This window comes from Hymenobacter segetis (genome assembly GCF_054776495.1).
The window spans coordinates 26,189-43,758 of record NZ_BAAHBV010000003.1; the positions used below are offsets into that span (position 1 = coordinate 26,189).

Genomic DNA, 17,570 nt, shown 5'->3' on the forward strand with positions numbered 1-17,570 from the left:
CAAGACAACAGATTGTCTTCAGAATTCATCTTATCATTTTTATCCCTCATGAAAAAAACCATCCTATCGCTGGCGCTGCTGGCTGGGCTATCCAGCGCGGCGAAAGCCCAAACCGGCCTCAAACTCGGCCTCAAAGGCGGCTTCAACGGCGCCACATTCTCCGGCAACGACTCGAAAGGCAACCAATACAAGGCGGGCTTCACGGCGGGCGGCCTTATCAACTACGGCTTTTCGGACCTGATTTCGGTGCAAGGCGAGCTGCTGTATTCGCAGAAGGGCGCTTCCATTGACGGCATCAACTACACTACGGCCTCGGCCAGCACCACCAACGGCACGTTCAAATCGACCATTGGCTACATTGATGTGCCGATTTTGCTGAAAACCACCATTGGCGAGGACGGCAAAGGGCTGTTCTTTGAACTGGGGCCGCAGGGCAGCTTTGTAATCAACAACCGCGACTTCATCGAGGATGGCGGCGGCAAGCAGATTAGCTCCTCCAACACCAGCACCGACGACCTCAACAAAGTGGTAATTGGTTACGTGGGCGGCATCGGCTACCAGATTACCAGCGGCTTGGGCATTGGCCTGCGCTACGCCGGCGACATCTCGCAGGTCTACAAGGACGGAGCTTCCAAAAACCTCTTCTCCTCGGCGGCCAGCGGGTTCAAGGGCCAGAACCCCAGCGTGCGCAACTCGGTGTTCCAGTTGCAGGTGCACTATATGTTTGGCGGCAACTAGCCTTCGGTTTATCCGCTTAAAAAGAGGCCCGACTTCCCCGTGAAGTCGGGCCTCTTTTTTTGTTAAATCGCCGGGGCAGGCACTTTTCTGTGCGCCGGGCGCAGCAAAATCAGCAACCTATTATCACTGCGCCGGGTATAAGCCCCAAGCCTATTTATTCAGCGTTTTTGACACTGACTATCAATATCTTCACCATTTCTTCATCATGAAAAAATTCATCCTTCCCATCGTGTTGCTGGTCAGTACCATTGGCGTGGCGCAGGCGCAGCAGCCCGCCAATACGATTGGCATCAAGGCCGGCTACGGCATCACCAGTCTGTCGGGCAGCACCAGCAACGGCTATTCGTCGGTGACCCACTCGGCCTACCAGGCCGGTCTCATGGGCGACGTGTATTTTGGGGAAGCCATTTCCTTCCACCCCGAAGCGCTGTACACCAAGCAGTATTTCGATGCCAAAGACCTGCTCAACCAGAGCCGCGACGTGGACTACATCAACGTGCCGCTGCTGGCCCGCTACCACGCCGATGGCTTGTTCTTTGAAGCCGGCCCGGAAGTCAATTTCGCCCTCTCGGGCAAGGACGAAGCGGGCGCGGACATCAAAAGCCGCGACGTGACGCCGGTGGCTTTCGACTACGTGGTGGGCCTGGGTTACGAGCTGCCGGTGGGCCTTTCGCTGGGCGTGCGCTACGACGGCGGCATCAGCCACACCTACAAGGACACGGCCAACAATGGCCTGGGCGCTGGCAACCTGCGCTCCAGCACGTTCTGGTTCAACCTGGGCTACGCCTTCGGCGGCACGGGCCGCTAATAAGCTATTCCGGCACAACACCAAAAGCCCGGTTTCCGCAATGGAAACCGGGCTTTTGCGTTACAAAAGGCTTGGCCGATGGTTGCCGGCGGGCAAACGCACGCCCGGCCCGACCGTAGCTTTGCGGCATCACCTATCTACTTCGCTTATGAAAAAGACTCTTTTTACCCTCGCGCTATTGGCCGGGCTCACGGGTGCGGCACAGGCCCAGAACGTTTCGCTGGGCCTGAAAGCGGGCGCTACGTACTCCAACTTTGTGGGGGCCGATGCCGCTGGCTACAAGGACATTTTTGGTTTTCACGGCGGCGTATTTGCCAATATTGGCATCACGGATATGTTTGCCTTTCAGCCCGAATTGCTGTACTCCCAAAAAGGAGCCAAATCGCCGGCTTTAGCGGGCGGCGATGTTACCCGGCGCTTGCATTATATAGACGTGCCGCTGGCCTTCCATGTCAATGCCGACGGGCTGTTTTTTGAAGCCGGGCCACAGGTGGGGTTTCTGCTGGCGGCCCAGGATAAGTATAACGGCTCATCAACCGCCCTCGACCGCTCCAACTTCAATACCATTGATTTGGGCTACCTGGCGGGCCTGGGCTACCAGCGCAAAACCGGGCCGGGCATCGGGCTGCGCTACAACGGTGAGTTCACCAACTACCGGCAGGCCCTTACGGTGGGCAGCACCACTTTCCAAAGCCGCATCCGCAACAGCGCATTTCAGCTGTACCTGACCTATTCATTCGGCGGGCGTTAAGCCCCGGCACCCACGCAAAAAGCCCGGTTTCCGCAATGGAAACCGGGCTTTTGCGTTACCAAAGAAGTGGCAGCCGTTGGCCAGCGGGCAAACGCCCGCCCGGCCCAACCTTAGCTTTGCGGTATCACCTATCTACTTCGCTTATGAAAAAGACTATTTTAACCCTCGCGCTGCTGGCCGGGCTCACGGGTGCGGCGCAGGCGCAGCACAGCATCCGGTCGCGCAGCGAGCCTTCGAGCGGCTTGTCATTGGGCGTGAAAGCCGGAGGCTCCCGCTCCACGCTGAGAACCTACGATGGCACGGCCTACGAAGGCATTTACGGCTACCACGCCGGCGTTTTTGCCAACCTGAAGCTCAGCAAGCACTTCGCTTTTCAGCCCGAACTACTGTACTCGCAAAAGGGCGCAAAAGTCCCCACCAGTGACGCGGGCTATTTGGTTACCCGGCGCTTGCACTGCGTAGACTTGCCCCTGCTCTTCCACGTCAACACCCATGGCTTCTTCCTGGAGGCCGGGCCGCAGGTGGGCGTGCTGGTGGCCGCCCAGGACAAGCAGGGCGACGCCACCGCCACACTCAACCGGGGGCGGTACTTCACGACGGCCGATGTTGGCTTTGCGGGCGGCCTGGGCTACCAGCGCAGGTCCGGCCTGGGTGGCGGCCTGCGCTACGTGGGTGGAATCAGCAGCATCAGCAAAGACACTTCGCAAGGCACCACTGCGGTGCAGAAAGAGGCCCGCAACAGCGTGCTTCAGCTGTACCTGTCCTATTCCTTCAATGCCCTGAACTAGCCCCGCTGCCCCAGTAAAAAGCCCGGTTTCCGTTGCGGAAGCCGGGCTTTTGCGTTTGATTTGCAGCAACTTCATTTATCATCCTTTCCCCATGCCTCAAACCCGGCTCCTGATTCCCTTTTTGATAGTACTAGCGGCGGTGCCAGCCTGGGCGCAGCGCACGGGCCGGGTGGGCCTCAAGCTGGGTGGCAGCCTGACCAGCTACCGGGGCGAGGACGCGTACGCGGGCGGCAGCAACCGGGGCGGCTTTTGCGGCGGGGGTGTGCTGCATTTGCCCATCAGCCCGGCTTTTTCGGTGCAGCCCGAGTTTCTGTATTCGCAAAGAGGGGCCAGCAGTCAGTTTTTTGTGCTGCCGAATAACATGTCCGCAACGGGCAATCAGCGGCTGGCCTACCTGGAAATGCCGGTGCTGGCCAAGCTGCGCAGCCACACGGGCATTTTCGTCGAGGCAGGCCCCACCCTATCCTATCTGATAAGCGCCAGCGCCGAACTAGGCGGGCAGAACAATTACGACAACCGCTTTAATTTCAAAGACCTGGAGGTGGGCTATGCGGCCGGCGTGGGGTATCAGGGGCAGGGCACCAAGGGGCTCCTGCTCGGCGTGCGCTACACCCGGGGGCTGACGTCGGCGTTCAAAGCCGGGGCCTACCGGGGCGTCACCGGCGAGCCCGACATCTACAATCAAGGCTTTCAGCTCTACGCCGGGTTTATTTTCTTTGGCCGGCCCCAAGCCGAATTCCCGCAATAAAGCCCCGCTTTCGGGTGAAAACGGGGCTTTGCATTGAGAACTTGCTGATGGCCGCTTACTTGGCCGCCGCGTAGTTGCGGTAGAAATGCGGGATGGTTTCGATGCCTTTCAGGAAGTTGAATACGCCGAAATGCTCGTTGGGCGAGTGGATGGCATCCGAATCAAGCCCGAAGCCGAGCAGCACGGTGTCCAGGCCCAGCTCCGACTTGAACATGGCCACGATGGGGATGGAGCCGCCGCCGCGCGTGGGCACCGGGCGCTTGCCGAAGGTGGTTTCCATGGCATCGGCGGCGGCTTTGTAGGCCACGGAGTTGGTAGGAGTCACCACGGGCTCGCCGCCGTGGTGGGGGCGCACTTCCACCGTCACGCCCTGCGGCGCGATGCTGGTGAAATGCTTTTGGAACAGCGCCGTGATTTCGTCCGAAGTCTGGTGGGGCACCAGGCGCATCGAGATTTTGGCGTGGGCCTGCGAGGCGATGACGGTTTTGGCCCCCTCGCCGGTGTAGCCGCCCCAAATGCCGTTCACGTCGAGCGTGGGGCGGATGCTGGTGCGCTCCATGCTGCTGTAGCCTTTTTCGCCGTAGCTGTCGGGCAGGCCGATGCTCTTTTTAAATTCTTCTTCCGAGAATGGGGCTTTGGCCATTTCGGCGCGCTCGTCGGCGCTCAGCTCGTCCACGTTGTCGTAGAAACCGGGGATGGTGATGTGGCCGTTGGCGTCGTGTAGGCTGGCAATCATCTCGCACAGGGCATTGATGGGGTTTTGCACCGCGCCGCCGTAGAGGCCGGAATGCAGGTCGCGGTTGGGGCCGGTCACGGTTACTTCGTGGTAGCTCAGGCCGCGCAGGCCCACTTCGATGCTGGGCACGTCGTTGGCCAGAATGCCGGTGTCGGAGATGAGAATCACGTCGGCTTTCAGCTTCTCCTTGTTGGCCTTCACGAAGATTTCGAGGTTGTTGGAGCCAATTTCCTCCTCGCCCTCAAACATGAACTTGATGTTGCAGGGCACGCCGCCCTGGCCGTCGCGCATCATCATTTCGAAGGCTTTGACGTGCATATACACCTGGCCTTTGTCGTCGCAGGCGCCACGGGCGTAGATTTTCTCGTCTTTGATAACCGGCTCGAAGGGTGGCGAAGTCCACAGCTCGTAGGGGTCGGCGGGCTGCACGTCGTAGTGGCCGTACACGAGGACGGTTTTGGCTTCGGGGCTCACGATGTAGTCGCCGTACACGATGGGATTGCCGGCCGTGGGGCAGATTTCGACGTTCTGGACGCCGGCTTCTTCGAGGCGGGTTTTGAGGAAGTCGGCGGCCTTCAGCACGTCGGCGTGGAACTTGGGGTCGGCCGACACGGACGGGATGCGGAGCCAGTCCATCAGCTCGTTGAGGAAGCGGGTTTGGTTATCGGCGAGGTAATTGGCCATGCGGAGCAAGTGTGTAGGTTGGGAATGCGGAAGTAAAAGTAGCGGGCTGCGGTGGAATGAGTCTGCCGACTGGTGTAGGCTTTGGGGAGCGGAAGAATAAATATTGAGAATTCTCGATGTTTTTTATCCCATTAGTATGTATTACAAAGTACCTGACATATGTTTGTACTATCTATTACAAACCACCGCCTCAGCCGGCGACTGCCCCTCGTTTCCAATCCTCCTTATTTCCTGCGAACATGAGCCAGCCCATCAATCCCACCCGCCCCACGAACCGCCACCGGCTACCATTATTCGTCTGGGGATTTATGTTGGTTTTTTTACTGGCCGGCACCTGTTTTCAGCGCGCTGAGGCGCAGACCCCAGCCGACAGCGTGGACCTTTTCCTGGCAGCGAAAATGCGGCAGCTCCGCATTCCGGGCTTGCAGCTGGCCGTCATTCAGCACGGGCAGGTGGTGAAGCTGGGGCAATACGGGCTGGCCAATATTCAGGACTCCATCCCCGTGAGCCGCAAATCGCGCTTTACCATCAATTCCATTACGAAGGCCTTTGTGGGGGTGGCGGTGATGCAGCTGGTGGAAGCCGGCAAGTTGGACGTGGCCGCGCCCATCTCGCGCTACCTGACCGGCCTACCCGCCGCGTGGCAGCCCGTGACGGTGCGGCAGCTGCTGACGCACACCTCCGGCCTGCCCGAAATAATGGGGGATGACGACATGGTGACGGAGGCCAACGAAAACGCCGCCTGGGCCAATGTGCAGCAGAAACCAATGGAGTTTGCCCCCGGCGAAAAGTTCAGCTACAACCAGACCAATTACCTATTAGTCGGCAAAATCATCGACCAGCTCAGCGGGCAGCCCTTCGCCACATTCATCCAAAAGCGGCAGCTGAACGTGGTGGGCATGCCCCGCACGGCCCTCGGCGACTCGCACGACGTGCTGCCCAACACCACCCGCGGCTACTCCTATTCCAAGGTGGTGAACGGCGAATGGCAGCGGTCACGCGAGCCGCGCAACCTGTTTGAGGTGTACGCGCCCTCTATGCGCACGGCCTCGGGCATGACCTCGACGGCGGAGGAAATGGCCCACTGGCTAATTGCCCTGCAACAGGGCAAGCTGCTGAAACCTGCCAGTCTGCCGGTGCTCTGGGCCCCGGGCCTGCTCACCAACGGCCGGCCACAGGGCTTCAACCGCCTGCAAAACGGCTACGCGCTGGGCTGGCCCACTGTATTGCGCCCCGAGCACCGGGCCGTGGCCCCCACGGGCGGCGGCCGCTCGGCCCTATTCATCTACCCCGAAGATGACCTGGCCATCGTAGTCCTGACCAACCTGATGGGGGCCAACCCCGACATGTTCATCGACGAAATTGCCGGGTATTACCTGCCTGACATGCGCCCGGCCACCGGCTTTGGCCTGCCGCCTACCATTCGGGCCCTGCATACCCAGCTGCGCAAACGCGGCTTCAATCAGGCCGAAACCTTGGTGAAGCAGGCCCGCAAAAAGAGCCCCACGTACCAGCTGCCCGAAACCGAAGTAAACGCCTGGGGCTACTCTCTGCTGAAACTGGCCCAGCCCCAGAATGCCCTGGAAATCTTCAAGCTCAACGTGAGTCTGTACCCTCAGAGCGCCAACGCCTACGACAGCCTGGGCGAGATGTACGCCGAAATGGGCAACCGCGAGCTGGCCCGTAAAAACTACCAACGCTCGCTGGCGCTAAACCCAAAAAACACCGGCGCCGCTGAGTATCTGAAGAAGTCTTTGTAGTAACTCCTTTCCTTTTGGGCTGGATGCGCGGAAATTCACTGCCGCGCATCCAGCACCAACTCGCGTATCATTAACTCGCCCAACTGCCAGGCTTCGGACCAGTCTTTCTCGGGACTTTCGAAGGTGAGCAGGTAGAGAGTATCCGTTTTGGCGTTGGCCAGGGCCAACTGGTACACGATGCGCGGGTCGGCATCGGGCGGAGCATCGCGGTAACGCACCGTCCATTTATGAAACTGGCCTTCGACGGAAGCAGCCTTTTCCAGCACCTGCTGACCCCGGCCGAAGCCCGTGCGCATCATCAGCAGTTCGGCGTATGCGGCGGCGGCGCGCTTGGTGTGGGCCGTGGCCTTGCGCACCACTTGCAGCGAGAGTCCCGTCTGAAACTCGTCGCTTTCGCCGATTTGCTCCTGGGTGAGGTAGTAGGTAGGCGCGCCCTTCTGGCCCTCGGCCCGGTAGTACCAGCCGGCGGGCAGCAGCGCGGCGGCCTTGCCATCGGGCAGCGCCTGCCAGGCAAAGCCGGCGGGTGGATTGGTCAATTTAGCATCGTACTTCTGCGCAATAGCCGGCAAGGCAAGGAGCAGCAGAACAATAATGCGGAGCATAGGCGAGGAAGCAATAATCATCCCCTACTTCGCCCACGGCAGCGGCACCCTACTCTCCGTCCCACTCCGCAGACGGCCGATATTGGCCCGGTGGGTGTAGATGAGCAGCGCGGCCAACAGAAACCCCACGTACACCAGAAACGGCTGCGCCGGCCGGAACTGCGGCAGCAATTGCAGCAGCGCGAAGGTGACGCCCGCCGTCATGCTGGCCAGGCTCACGTAGCGGAACAGCAGCAGCATCACGATAAAGACGAGCATGCATACGCCCACCGTGGCCGGGGCCACGCCCAGCATCATACCCAGGATGGTGGCTACGCCCTTGCCTCCCCGGAACTGCGCAAATACCGGGTAGATGTGCCCCACCACGGCCATCGCGCCGCAGGCCAGCCGGTAGTACAGCTCGTGCTCGGGCGCGATGGCCCCTTGCGCCACCAGCCACTGCGGCAGAAAATACGCGGCCACAAAACCCTTCAGCGCATCAATGAGCAGCACGAAGGAGCCGGCCTTGGGGCCGAGGACGCGGAAGGTATTGGTGGCCCCGGCATTGCCGGAGCCGTGCTCGCGGATATCGGCCAGGTTGAAGAAGCGCCGGCCCACCCACAAGGCCGTGGGAATGGAACCGAGTAGGTAGGCGGCCAGGAGCGCCAGGGCGATGTAGAGGAGGTTCATAAGTTAAAGGAGGAAGTGAACGTCACTCCCCTCCTTACAAAGGAGGGGATATTTTGCTGAAAGCAAAATTGGGGTGGTTGAATCGTTGAACGTCTTGCGGCCGCAATGTCCGGGTATCGTTCAACGATTCAACCACCCCAATTTCAGCTTTACTGAAATATCCCCTCTCCGCTTGATGCGCGGAATCATCTGAGGAGGGGAGTGACGTTCTAGCTGTCGCCGAAGGGGTCGTCGGCTTTTTTCTTCTTCTGCTGCTCCTCCTCCTTCTTCCTTTTCTCCTCCTCCTTTTTCGCCTTCTCCTCTTCCTTTTTCAGCTTTTCGGCTTCTTTGGCCTGGCGAGCGGCTTCTTTTTTAGCGTCGGCGGGGTCGGGAGTAGCATCGGTGGCGGGCGTGGTCGCGGCGGGCGGGGTGGCGGCTGGAGTGGTAGCACCAGCAGCAGCCGGCGTGGTGGCGGCGGGGGTAGTGGCAGCGGCCGGCGTGGTGGTAGCCGGCGTAGTAGCAGACGGGGCCGGGGCATCAGCCGCCTTTTCCTTCGCCTTCTCTTTCACCACGGGCGGAGCCGGGGCAGGCTCGTCCAGCACGCCATCGCCGAAGGGGTCGTTGGCTTTGGCTTTTTTCTTCTTCTTGGAGGCCGGCTCAGCCGCCGCCTCGGCGGGGGCGCTGCCAGGGTTGGCGCTGGCATCGGCATCACCGAAAGCGTCGTCGCCCTTGCCCTTTTTCTTCTTCTTCTTGTCGTCCACGGTGTCAAACTTCTCGGCCGGCGGCGGGGCCGATGGGCGAGCGGCCAGCTTGCCGCTCTTACCCAGGAAATCCTTTTGGAAATGCGAACGGAAGGCATCCACGTCCGAGTAATCGCCCAGGAAGGCGCCGTAGCTGGTAGCCGTCTGGTAGTCGCCTTTGGCCTTGCCGCCTACTTCGGCGTCGAAGGCCTCGTTTTGCGACTTGGCCAGCAGGATGTTATTGGCGTAGCGCAGGTAGTACCAGCTCTGGGGCTCGGGCTCCAGGTAAATCTCGACGAGGTCGGTGCCGTTTTCGCGGCGGATTTCAATCAGGCCGTCAATCAGGGCATTCAGCGGCTGCTTGCCTACGCCCGCGATGCCAATCTGGCCCACCGAGTACCAGGCGCGCTTCTTCTCGTTCCAGCGCAGGTTCACCTTGCTCAGCAGCAGGGTGTGCATGAATTTGGGCGAGAGCTTCATGAGCGGGTCGGCGGTGCCTTTGCGCATGGTGTAGGCTTCTACCCCTTTGTCGCCGATAAACTGGCCGATTTTGTAGAGCTCATTGGTGGAGCCGTCCTGCGCTTCGGGCGAGTTTTTGGTGATTTTGGCAATCTCCAGGCCCATCGCATCAATGGCCTTGGGCGGCATGTTGATGTCGATGCCCAGCAGCGCGTCGATGGTGTAGCGGGCGCTGTCGGGGTTGGCGGTGCCCACGCCGCTGCCCATCATTTTGTAGTCCTTGCTGGAATTGATGAAGGACATTGGCCCCCGGAAGCTGATGGTGTTGGTGGAGTCGGCGTAGGTGAGCGACGCGCCTTCGTAGGCATTCACGTCGGTGGGGTCGTTGCGCGAGATGCTGTACTGGCCCTTGCGGTCGTCGTAGCGCAGCTTGCCATCTACTTTGAAGATGGGCACGTCGGTGGTATTGGGCAGGGTGGCGGCGTAGAGCGGGTACACCTTGTTGGTCTGGTCCGACATAAACAGGCCGGTCACGAGCGGCGTGCCGTCCTCGGCCTTAATGTCCTTCAGGTTCAGGCTAAAGTTCTTGGGGTCGATGGAATCCTTCACCGCAATCCACTCGGCCGAAGCGCGGTTTTTGCCGAATTGCAGCTGCACCTCGCCATCAAACACGAAGCCCCGGCGCTGCGAGTTCAGCTGCACGGCGCCCCGGTAGCCGATGCGCGGCGTGAGCTTAAACTTGGCGTTGGCATCCACGTTGGCACTAGCGATGGTGGCCGGGCCGGCGGCGGGTTCGGCGTTGTCGTCGGTCTTTTTGCGGCCCAGCAGGCCTTTGCTGCCTTTGGTGGTGCCGGCCAGCACGGCGTTGGGGTCGGGCTCGAAGTTGGTGAAGCGCAGGGCCACCGAGTCACGAGCCGTTTTGAAGCTGTAGAGGGCATTGCCGGTGAATGCCACTTTCGACAATACTTCGATGCTGCCCTTGTAGAGCTTGTGGAATTTGGCCAGCGAATCGAGTTCGATTCCGGCGTTTTTGAAGCGCTGCAAGCGGCCGTTGGCCAGAATGTTCACCTTGCCCGAATCGGGGATAATCCAGGCATCGGCGGCGGCGATGTGAGGCACGCCGCCCACCTTCATCTGGTACTTAGCCAGGTCATACACACCGGAGGAAGCCTTGAACTTGAGGCCCATCTGGTCGGGGTTGGTGGAGTAGAACGACGACTTGGTGGAGTCGGCCCCGGGCGCTACGCGCAGCTGCACCAGCTTCTTCTTGAAGTCCCAGTGCCCGCCGCTGAGCGTGGTTTTGAATTTCGAGTAGGGCAAATCGATGCTGGCCTTGCTGCCTTCCTCGCGCTTGAAGTCGGCAAAGCCGCGCTTCAAATCGTAGTCGAATGCCACATCGTTGGCCGTAAGAGCGGGCTTGTTGGCCTCACCCGATTTGATGCTGAGGGCAGCCTTTTTGCCCGAGTAGCTGTCGGATTTAAACGTGAATTCCGGCGACTTTATGAAGGACTGCGGCCCATCCAGTCGGCCGTTGCCGCCGGCATTGTGCGGCGTGAGCAGGGCCGTGCCCTTGAAATTGTAGCCGCCGGCCGTAGTGGGCGTCTTGCTCTTGGGGTCGGCTGCCGCCGAGTACAGCCGGATGGCCTCGCCCGAGCGCGGCGTGGTGAGGTACATGGAATCCTGGCGCACGTTCCAGTTCATGAGGTAGCCGGTGGGCAGGCTCATTTTGGGGATGTCGACGCCTTCAGCCTTTTTAGCCGCGATGGACCCGGTCTTGCCCACGGTCACCACCGAGTCGCGGTAGAACACGAACTGGTCGGAGGTAAACGTGCCGGTCTGGTACGTGATGGTGCCATTGGCCTGCAGGCCTTTGCCGTCCATCTTCACCTTGTTAAACACGCGGCCCCGGCCCTTGTAGAGCGGGAAACCGTCCTTCGGCACGTCGTACACGAAGCCCAGCGAGCCGTCTTCCTGCATCGTGAGCTTGGTTTTGATATCGGGAATGATGCCGCCGCTGCGGAAGGTGCCATCGAACCCGGCCGACGACTTGCCGATGCCGTTGAGCGAGTCGAGCTTGAACGGCGGAATATCAAATACCATCGTCGAATCATACGCCCCGCCCAGCACGTCCTGCTTGCCGAAGTACACGTTGGCCCCGCTCTTGGAGTCGAAGGACGGGTACTGGCCCTTCTTTTTGCGGCCCGATTTGTTCTTGGGGTCGTTCAGGTAGAGGCGGCCGGTGGAGAACTTGCCCTTGTTGGTGAGGGCGAAATCGGCGTGCTTGCCGGTGGGCTTGCCCTTGGCATTCTTGGCCTCGCTGCGAATGACGATGGAGTCAATCTTAGCCATGTCGACATAGAAACCGTCGTAGTCAAACTTGAAATCGCGCCCCTTGAAGCGCATGGCCGAGGCCACCACCGCGCCGCCGAAATTGATGTTCCGGTTCTTGCCGATGCGGATAATGGCGCTGTCTGGCTTCACGTACACCGTGGCAGAGTCGTCGGAAAAGTTGAAGCGTTCCACGCCGCGCACCAGCAGCTCGTTGGTGTTCAGGTTGAGCGTGGCATTGCGGCCCGAGCCCGAGAGCGACTTGATGGCGATGTGGTCGTAGTCCTTTTTGTCGCGGGCCGAGGCCACGTAGTGCGCGCCCTTGGGCAGGATGGTCACGTCGCCGGTCTGGGAATTCCAGGCCACATAGCCGTCGCGGGCCAGGCCGGCCATGTCGGAGCGCATGTTGGGCACCGAGGTTTTCAGGTTCTCGGCCAGTTCGCTCACGTTGATGGTTTTCACGTCGCCGTGGGCCTGGCTGTAGCCCACCAGCATCTGCAGCGGGTGCAGCCGGTTGATGCTTTTGAGCTGCTGGTAGCGGTTGTTGGTGAAGAATTCCTTGCTCTCAAAATCGGCTGAGCTCTGATTCTTTGAGGAAAGCACCGCGAAGTCGATGGTGGGCTGACGCAGGTTCCAGGTCAGGGCCTCCGTGCGGATGTCCAGCTGGTGGTAGGAGTCACTGTAGGGCGTATTTTTATACAGGCCTTCCTCCCGCGAGAGCTTCAGCTGCTGCTTGCCTTTCAGGTATTTGAGCTGCGCGCCGGGGTGCGTCAGCGAGTCTTTCGCGCCCTCGTAAATGGTGACGGCGGCGCGGCTGGCTGTAATCACCGAGTCGCCGAGCACGTAGGCCCGCGAGGCGGCTTTGAACTTGGGCTTGCCGTCGAGGCTCACCGTGAGGTTGGCCAGCGAGCCATCGAGGGCCGCGCTGAGCACCTTGCCGCCGGCCATCGAAATGCCGCCCCGGTACTGGATATTTTCGCCCAGGTTTTTGATGCGGGCATCGTTGGTGAGCGAGATGAAGCGCGGGTAGCCGGTGTCGGGTGCGCCGGGCTTGCGCCGCACGCTCTTGTAGCTGAGGGCACCTTTCACGGGCGCTTCCAGCACGGCGGGGTAAGTCAGGGTCACGGGCTGGGCGGTGAACTCGGGCTTGGTCATGTCGAAGTCGAAGCCCGCCAGCTCGGCCGTCACCAAGTTGGTTTTGATGGACCACACAAATTGGCCACCCGTGGCAATGAAACGGTTGGAATTGGGCACGGCCGTGCCACTCACCTTCTTTATAAATACCGAGTCGCCGCCGGTGGCCATAAATAGGTCGGCATCCTTCACCACGATTACCGCGCCCCGGGCGGGCGGCGGCGCGTAGGCATCGTATACTGCCGAGGGCGTGAACGACGGAGCCGGCGCATCAAAATCGGAGGAAGCCGGCGTGGTGGCGGCAGCAGGTTTGGCAGCGGCTGTGGCCGGGGTGGCTTTGGTAGCGGGCTTGGCGGCGGCGATGGCTTTTTTGGCGGGCGCTTTTTTCACGGGTGCGCCCCAGCCATCATCATCGCCCCAGCCACCGCCCGAGGGCGACGACCACATATCGGCCGTGTCCCAACCGCTACTTGATTTCTTCTTGGGCGCGGGCTTGGCGGCGGCTTTGGTTACGGGCTTGGTAGCGGCTGGCTTTTGGGCTACGGGTTTGGCGGCGGGCAGCGGCTCTTCCTTGGGAGCGGGCGTGGGCGCGCCAAACTCCAGGTTCGACTCGGGGGCCGCGATGGGCGAGTAGGCGAACGAAACGGTGCCGGCTACGGCCCGCAGCGTGTTGTAACCCGAGCGGTAGAGGTAGCCGCCGGTGAAGAAGCGGTTGGTACTGACGAGGAATTTCTCGGTTTCCTGCGGGGCTTCTTTGTCCAGGGTCTGGTTCAGCACGTCGAGGTACTGGTCCATCTGCGCGTCGCTGAGCTTGGCCAGGTTCTTCCCGTTCACGATACTGCCAAACAGCATTTCGAAATGCGGCCGGGGCTTGAACTTCTTGGCCAGCATGGTTTGCGACAGCGCGATGATGCGGGCCTGCTGCGAGCTGGTGAGGCTGTTCGAGGCCCACAATTCTTTCAGGCGGGCACCGGTCACGCGGGCGGCCGCGTTGTTGGTGCTCGCCATCATGCCCTGCACGTCGTTGATGTACTGTACGGGGTCGGTCGAGAGCTTGCCGACCTGGTAGCGCGGCGCAGCGGATGGGACCGCGCCGGCGGGCGCGGCAGGTTTGGTTTGCGCCAGCGCGGGCGCGGCAAAACCCAACAGCCCCAGCCACGCGATACAAACACCAATTACTTGCTTCATAAAGTCTGTTAATTCAGTAACAATGACCCGGTGGCCCGGCTTTAGGCTGCGGCGGGCCGGGCAGTATTGCCCGGCGTCGCCCCGCCCCTGCCGACGGCCCGCCCGGCCGCACACACAATCCAACGGGTGGTTTTTTCAACGCAAACGCCTGGCCCGAAGGATAGTGCCCGGCGCGGCCCATAAAAACCCGGTACAAGTTAGGCACAATCAAAAAAGCAATTTGTCAACGACCGGGCTTAAAGTGATTTGCCTTTTGATTATCACGTTTTTTCCCGCCAGTATCCTTTTCCTTTTTCCTCGGCTGCTAGCCCGGCCGGGCTTTACATTTGACGCATGACTTCCTCCTCCCCTATTCGCACCGCTTTGCTGGCCTACGGCATGTCAGGCAAGCTTTTTCAGGCCCCGTTTCTGGCCGCGCATCCAGGCTTCGAGCTCTACGGCGTGGCCGAGCGTACCGAGCAGCGCATGCACCGCGATTACCCCAACATCCATAGCTACCCCAGCGTGGCCGAAGTACTGGCCGACCCCACCATCGAACTGGTGGTGGTGAACACGCCCAGTAACACCCACTTCGACCTGGCCAGCCAAGCCCTGCACGCCGGCAAGCACGTCCTGCTGGAGAAGCCCGTGGCTACGTCCGTCGCTCAGCTCCAGGAGTTGCTGGCCTTGGCCCAGCAGCAGGGCCGCCACCTGCTGGCCTACCAGAACCGCCGCTGGGACAGCGACTTCCAAGCCGTGCGCCACGTAGTAGAAAGCGGCCAGCTGGGCCAACTCTTCGAAGTGCACATTCGCTACGACCGGTACAAGCCGGCTCTGCATTTCAAGAAATTCAAGGAGGAGCCCGGCCCCGGCGCGGGCCTGCTCTACGACCTCGGCCCGCACATCATCGACCAGGCCCTAAGCTTGTTTGGGCAACCGCTCAGCGCGCAAAAAACCCTGGGCAGCTACCGCCCCGGCACCCAGGTCGATGACTTTTTCTCGCTCCACCTGCGCTACCCGGCCGGCCTGAACGTATGGGTAAGCTCGGGCCTGCTCATCGCCGCCCCCGTGCCCGCCTACGTGCTGCACGGCACCCAAGGCAGCTACCAAAAAGGCCGCACCGATGTGCAGGAAGCCCAATTATTGCAAGGCATCTCTCCCCTGGCCCCCGAGTACGGCTACGAAAAGCCCGGCCAGGAAGGCCGCCTAACCCTGGCCGCGCCCGACGGCACCCTCAGCACCATGTCCGACCCAGCCGCGCCCGGCGACTACATGGGCCTGTTCGAAGCCGCGTTCCAGGCCATCCGGCACGACGTGCCCTACCCCATCCGTGACGAGCAATTGCTGTGGCAAAATGAGCTACTGGAGCAACCCGAAGTAATGTAGAGACGCATAATTGCGTCTCGTCGTCTGCGCAGGTTGAGCTATTACACCGTTCAACGATGAGACGCAATTATGCGTCTCTATGGGGTTTTCCCCACCACCAACCGCTCACCCAGCGCCCGCTCCAATTCCGGCAAATCGTAGTACCGCAGCACACCCGGCAGCACTTCCGAATACACGTTTTTGCTGGCCGGCTGCGCCATTAGCTCTTGGTACGAAGGCGGAATTTTATCCACCGTCAGGCGGGTGATGGCGGGCTGGAGCACGGCCGCGTGCAGCGCCGGCCCCACCGCCCGGCCGCTGGCGCGCAGCTCCACGGGCGCGCCGGCCAGTGGGTCAGTATTGCGCACGAACATTTGCAGGATGTCGATATCGGCCAAGCGCTGGATGGGCAGCGGGCGGCCTTCGTGCAGGGCCAGCATGGCATTTCGGTATTCGCGGTTGTAGTATTTAGGGTCGACGGCGGAGCTGGGGTCGGCGGTTTCGCCCAGGCCGCGCAGGTCGGCCAGCAGCACTGCCGTGCCTTGCTGGAGGTAGGCCTGCACTTGGGCCGCACTGCTGTCGAGCACGGCCCCTTTGCCGCCATCGGCCAGCCAGATGAGGACTTTGGCAGGCCGGGCCGGGCCGGCGGGCAGGGCCAGAAGCAGGGGCAGTGGCGGCTCGCCCGGCCGGCGCAACACGAACTTTCGCAGGGTCAGGCCGGCGCGGCGCAGGGTATCCAACGGCCGTATTTCTACCCGCGCGGGCTGGGCGTCGCTGGTTATTGCCGGGGCGTAGCCAAGCTGCTGTTGCCGCACCGCTGCCACTATTTCGGCGGCTGTAGCCGGGCGGCGGGCAGCCAGTTGCTGGGCTTCGGTCAGATGCTGAGTGGCTAGCGTGGCTTCATCCCGAAAGGCAGTGTTGACCTGGCCGGTGGCCGTGCATTGCAGCTCTTTAGTGGTTGAAACTGGCAAATTTCCCTCCCGCACCGGCGCGGCATCGCCATAAAACCAACGCCGAAACCACGCCACGGCCACCTCGCGCTTGGGCTGCGAAATGCCGTGGCCGTCATCATACGTGAATAAATCGAGTTGCTCCGCCTTACCCAAAGCCTGATAGATGCGGCGGGTTTCGGCCGTGGTAGCTTCGATTTGGGTGTAGTCCACGAAATCATAGCGGCCGGCCAGAATCAGCAGCGGCCTGGGCGCGAACATGATAGGCCAGTCGGCGATGTCGAGGTGGGCGCGGCCGGCGCCGGGCAGTTGCACGCAGCCATCGGCGGGGCCGGTCAGCTCCAGGTTTTTCTCGCCGCTGGCCACGTAGCTGCACAGCGCGGCCACTTTCATGCGCGGCTCCAAGGCCATGAAATAGGCCGTTTGGGTAGCGCCGCCCGAGTTGCCGAGGCAGCCCAGCCGGGCGGTGTCCACCTCCGGGCGCGTGAGGAGATAATCGAGGCTACGGGCGTTGTCCCAAAACTCTTCACCGGGTGTATTCTGACCCAACAGGGTAGCGTCGGCATTCATAAGCGTGTGCTCAGTAGTGCCGCCGCGGGTGAGCGACTTGCCGGCCGCATCGGTCAGCTGCATCCGCTCGCCCTGCGAGATGGGGTCAATCACGAGCACCACAAACCCGTGCTGCGCGAGCAGAATCGCCGTTTTCTGATAAGAAACCGTGGCTTTCGATTCCTGCTCGTGCCCACAGAACAGCAGCACACCGGGCTTCTTCCCCTTGCCGGCCGGCACGTACAAATTCGCCGTAACGTGGTGGTGCGGTGTGCTTTCATAGATGATTTTCTCAATCTGAAAGCCCGGCTGCTGCAGCTTGCCCGTCACCTGCGCCCGCAGTGGCGTGCGGACCGGCAGCGGCCCCAGCACCCGCCGGAACCGTGCTCGCACGCTGTCGCGGTAGGCCGCCGCGCCGGCGGCCGATTGTGCGGCGCGGTCCAGTTCGGCGGCGCGGGGCGCGTACTGCGCGTGCAACTGCTGCAACAGGTAGGTACTGAGGGTAGCCGGCGCTTTCCAGTCGAGCACGTTGGGACCGGGCTGCTGGGCCTGGGCGGCCTGACCTAAAAGCACAGCCAGCCCAATCAGCAACCCGATTTTTGCCCGCGCCGCCAT

Annotated in this window: 12 protein-coding genes; 7 read left to right on the top strand and 5 right to left on the bottom strand. The window is 61.4% G+C overall.

Going from position 1 to position 17,570, the window contains the following annotated elements:
* The first annotated feature begins 48 nt into the window (after positions 1-48).
* From ACYU70_RS17150 to ACYU70_RS17170, 5 genes are all read left to right on the top strand, one after another.
* Entirely contained in the window at positions 49-738 is a 690-nt protein-coding gene (locus tag ACYU70_RS17150) for a porin family protein (protein ID WP_342300615.1), read from the top strand.
* Between the two features lie 205 nt (positions 739-943).
* Positions 944-1,546, top strand: coding sequence for a porin family protein (locus ACYU70_RS17155; protein WP_342300614.1), 603 nt, complete (start codon positions 944-946; stop codon positions 1,544-1,546).
* Between the two features lie 148 nt (positions 1,547-1,694).
* The gene (locus ACYU70_RS17160) at positions 1,695-2,297 is read left to right on the top strand and encodes a porin family protein (protein ID WP_342300612.1); all 603 of its coding nucleotides are present in this window, start codon (positions 1,695-1,697) and stop codon (positions 2,295-2,297) included.
* 143 nt (positions 2,298-2,440) lie between these two features.
* On the top strand, positions 2,441-3,085 hold the full coding sequence (locus tag ACYU70_RS17165; protein WP_342300610.1) for a porin family protein: 645 nt from the start codon (positions 2,441-2,443) through the stop codon (positions 3,083-3,085).
* A gap of 91 nt (positions 3,086-3,176) precedes the next feature.
* Positions 3,177-3,833: a porin family protein gene (locus tag ACYU70_RS17170; protein ID WP_342300609.1), complete on the top strand. Its 657-nt coding sequence runs from the start codon at positions 3,177-3,179 to the stop codon at positions 3,831-3,833.
* Between the two features lie 55 nt (positions 3,834-3,888).
* Here the strand turns inward: ACYU70_RS17170 and ACYU70_RS17175 are convergent, their stop codons facing one another.
* Entirely contained in the window at positions 3,889-5,253 is a 1,365-nt protein-coding gene (locus tag ACYU70_RS17175; RefSeq protein ID WP_342300608.1) for a dipeptidase, read from the bottom strand.
* Between the two features lie 239 nt (positions 5,254-5,492).
* On the opposite strand from ACYU70_RS17175, the gene ACYU70_RS17180 reads away from it, so the two are divergent.
* On the top strand, positions 5,493-7,013 hold the full coding sequence (locus ACYU70_RS17180) for a serine hydrolase (RefSeq protein ID WP_460616056.1): 1,521 nt from the start codon (positions 5,493-5,495) through the stop codon (positions 7,011-7,013).
* Positions 7,014-7,048: 35 nt separating this feature from the next.
* Here ACYU70_RS17180 and ACYU70_RS17185 read toward each other — a convergent pair whose 3' ends face one another.
* From ACYU70_RS17185 to ACYU70_RS17195, 3 genes are all read right to left on the bottom strand, one after another.
* A complete protein-coding gene (locus ACYU70_RS17185) occupies positions 7,049-7,615 on the bottom strand; it encodes a hypothetical protein (RefSeq protein WP_342300605.1) in 567 nt (188 codons plus the stop codon).
* A gap of 24 nt (positions 7,616-7,639) precedes the next feature.
* Positions 7,640-8,284 (bottom strand): glycerol-3-phosphate 1-O-acyltransferase PlsY, encoded by a 645-nt coding sequence (gene plsY / locus ACYU70_RS17190; protein ID WP_342300603.1) that lies wholly within the window; start codon positions 8,282-8,284, stop codon positions 7,640-7,642.
* A 209-nt stretch (positions 8,285-8,493) separates the two neighbouring features.
* Positions 8,494-14,112, bottom strand: coding sequence for a hypothetical protein (locus ACYU70_RS17195; protein WP_342300602.1), 5,619 nt, complete (start codon positions 14,110-14,112; stop codon positions 8,494-8,496).
* Positions 14,113-14,445: 333 nt separating this feature from the next.
* Between ACYU70_RS17195 and ACYU70_RS17200 the strand changes: the two genes are divergently transcribed.
* Positions 14,446-15,477 (top strand): Gfo/Idh/MocA family oxidoreductase, encoded by a 1,032-nt coding sequence (locus ACYU70_RS17200; RefSeq protein WP_342300600.1) that lies wholly within the window; start codon positions 14,446-14,448, stop codon positions 15,475-15,477.
* A 77-nt stretch (positions 15,478-15,554) separates the two neighbouring features.
* On the opposite strand, the gene ACYU70_RS17205 is transcribed toward ACYU70_RS17200, so the two are convergent.
* Positions 15,555-17,570 (bottom strand): alpha/beta hydrolase family protein, encoded by a 2,016-nt coding sequence (locus ACYU70_RS17205; RefSeq protein ID WP_342300599.1) that lies wholly within the window; start codon positions 17,568-17,570, stop codon positions 15,555-15,557.

Excerpts from the sequence above, each read along its gene's own strand:
- ACYU70_RS17150 (WP_342300615.1), top strand. The coding sequence starts at position 49 with ATGAAAAAAACCATCCTATCGCTGGCGCTGCTGGCTGGGCTATCCAGC.
- ACYU70_RS17155 (WP_342300614.1), top strand. The coding sequence starts at position 944 with ATGAAAAAATTCATCCTTCCCATCGTGTTGCTGGTCAGTACCATTGGC.
- ACYU70_RS17160 (WP_342300612.1), top strand. The coding sequence starts at position 1,695 with ATGAAAAAGACTCTTTTTACCCTCGCGCTATTGGCCGGGCTCACGGGT.
- ACYU70_RS17165 (WP_342300610.1), top strand. The coding sequence starts at position 2,441 with ATGAAAAAGACTATTTTAACCCTCGCGCTGCTGGCCGGGCTCACGGGT.
- ACYU70_RS17170 (WP_342300609.1), top strand. The coding sequence starts at position 3,177 with ATGCCTCAAACCCGGCTCCTGATTCCCTTTTTGATAGTACTAGCGGCG.
- ACYU70_RS17175 (WP_342300608.1), bottom strand. The coding sequence starts at position 5,253 with ATGGCCAATTACCTCGCCGATAACCAAACCCGCTTCCTCAACGAGCTG.
- ACYU70_RS17180 (WP_460616056.1), top strand. The coding sequence starts at position 5,493 with ATGAGCCAGCCCATCAATCCCACCCGCCCCACGAACCGCCACCGGCTA.
- ACYU70_RS17185 (WP_342300605.1), bottom strand. The coding sequence starts at position 7,615 with ATGCTCCGCATTATTGTTCTGCTGCTCCTTGCCTTGCCGGCTATTGCG.
- plsY (WP_342300603.1), bottom strand. The coding sequence starts at position 8,284 with ATGAACCTCCTCTACATCGCCCTGGCGCTCCTGGCCGCCTACCTACTC.
- ACYU70_RS17195 (WP_342300602.1), bottom strand. The coding sequence starts at position 14,112 with ATGAAGCAAGTAATTGGTGTTTGTATCGCGTGGCTGGGGCTGTTGGGT.
- ACYU70_RS17200 (WP_342300600.1), top strand. The coding sequence starts at position 14,446 with ATGACTTCCTCCTCCCCTATTCGCACCGCTTTGCTGGCCTACGGCATG.
- ACYU70_RS17205 (WP_342300599.1), bottom strand. The coding sequence starts at position 17,570 with ATGGCGGCGCGGGCAAAAATCGGGTTGCTGATTGGGCTGGCTGTGCTT.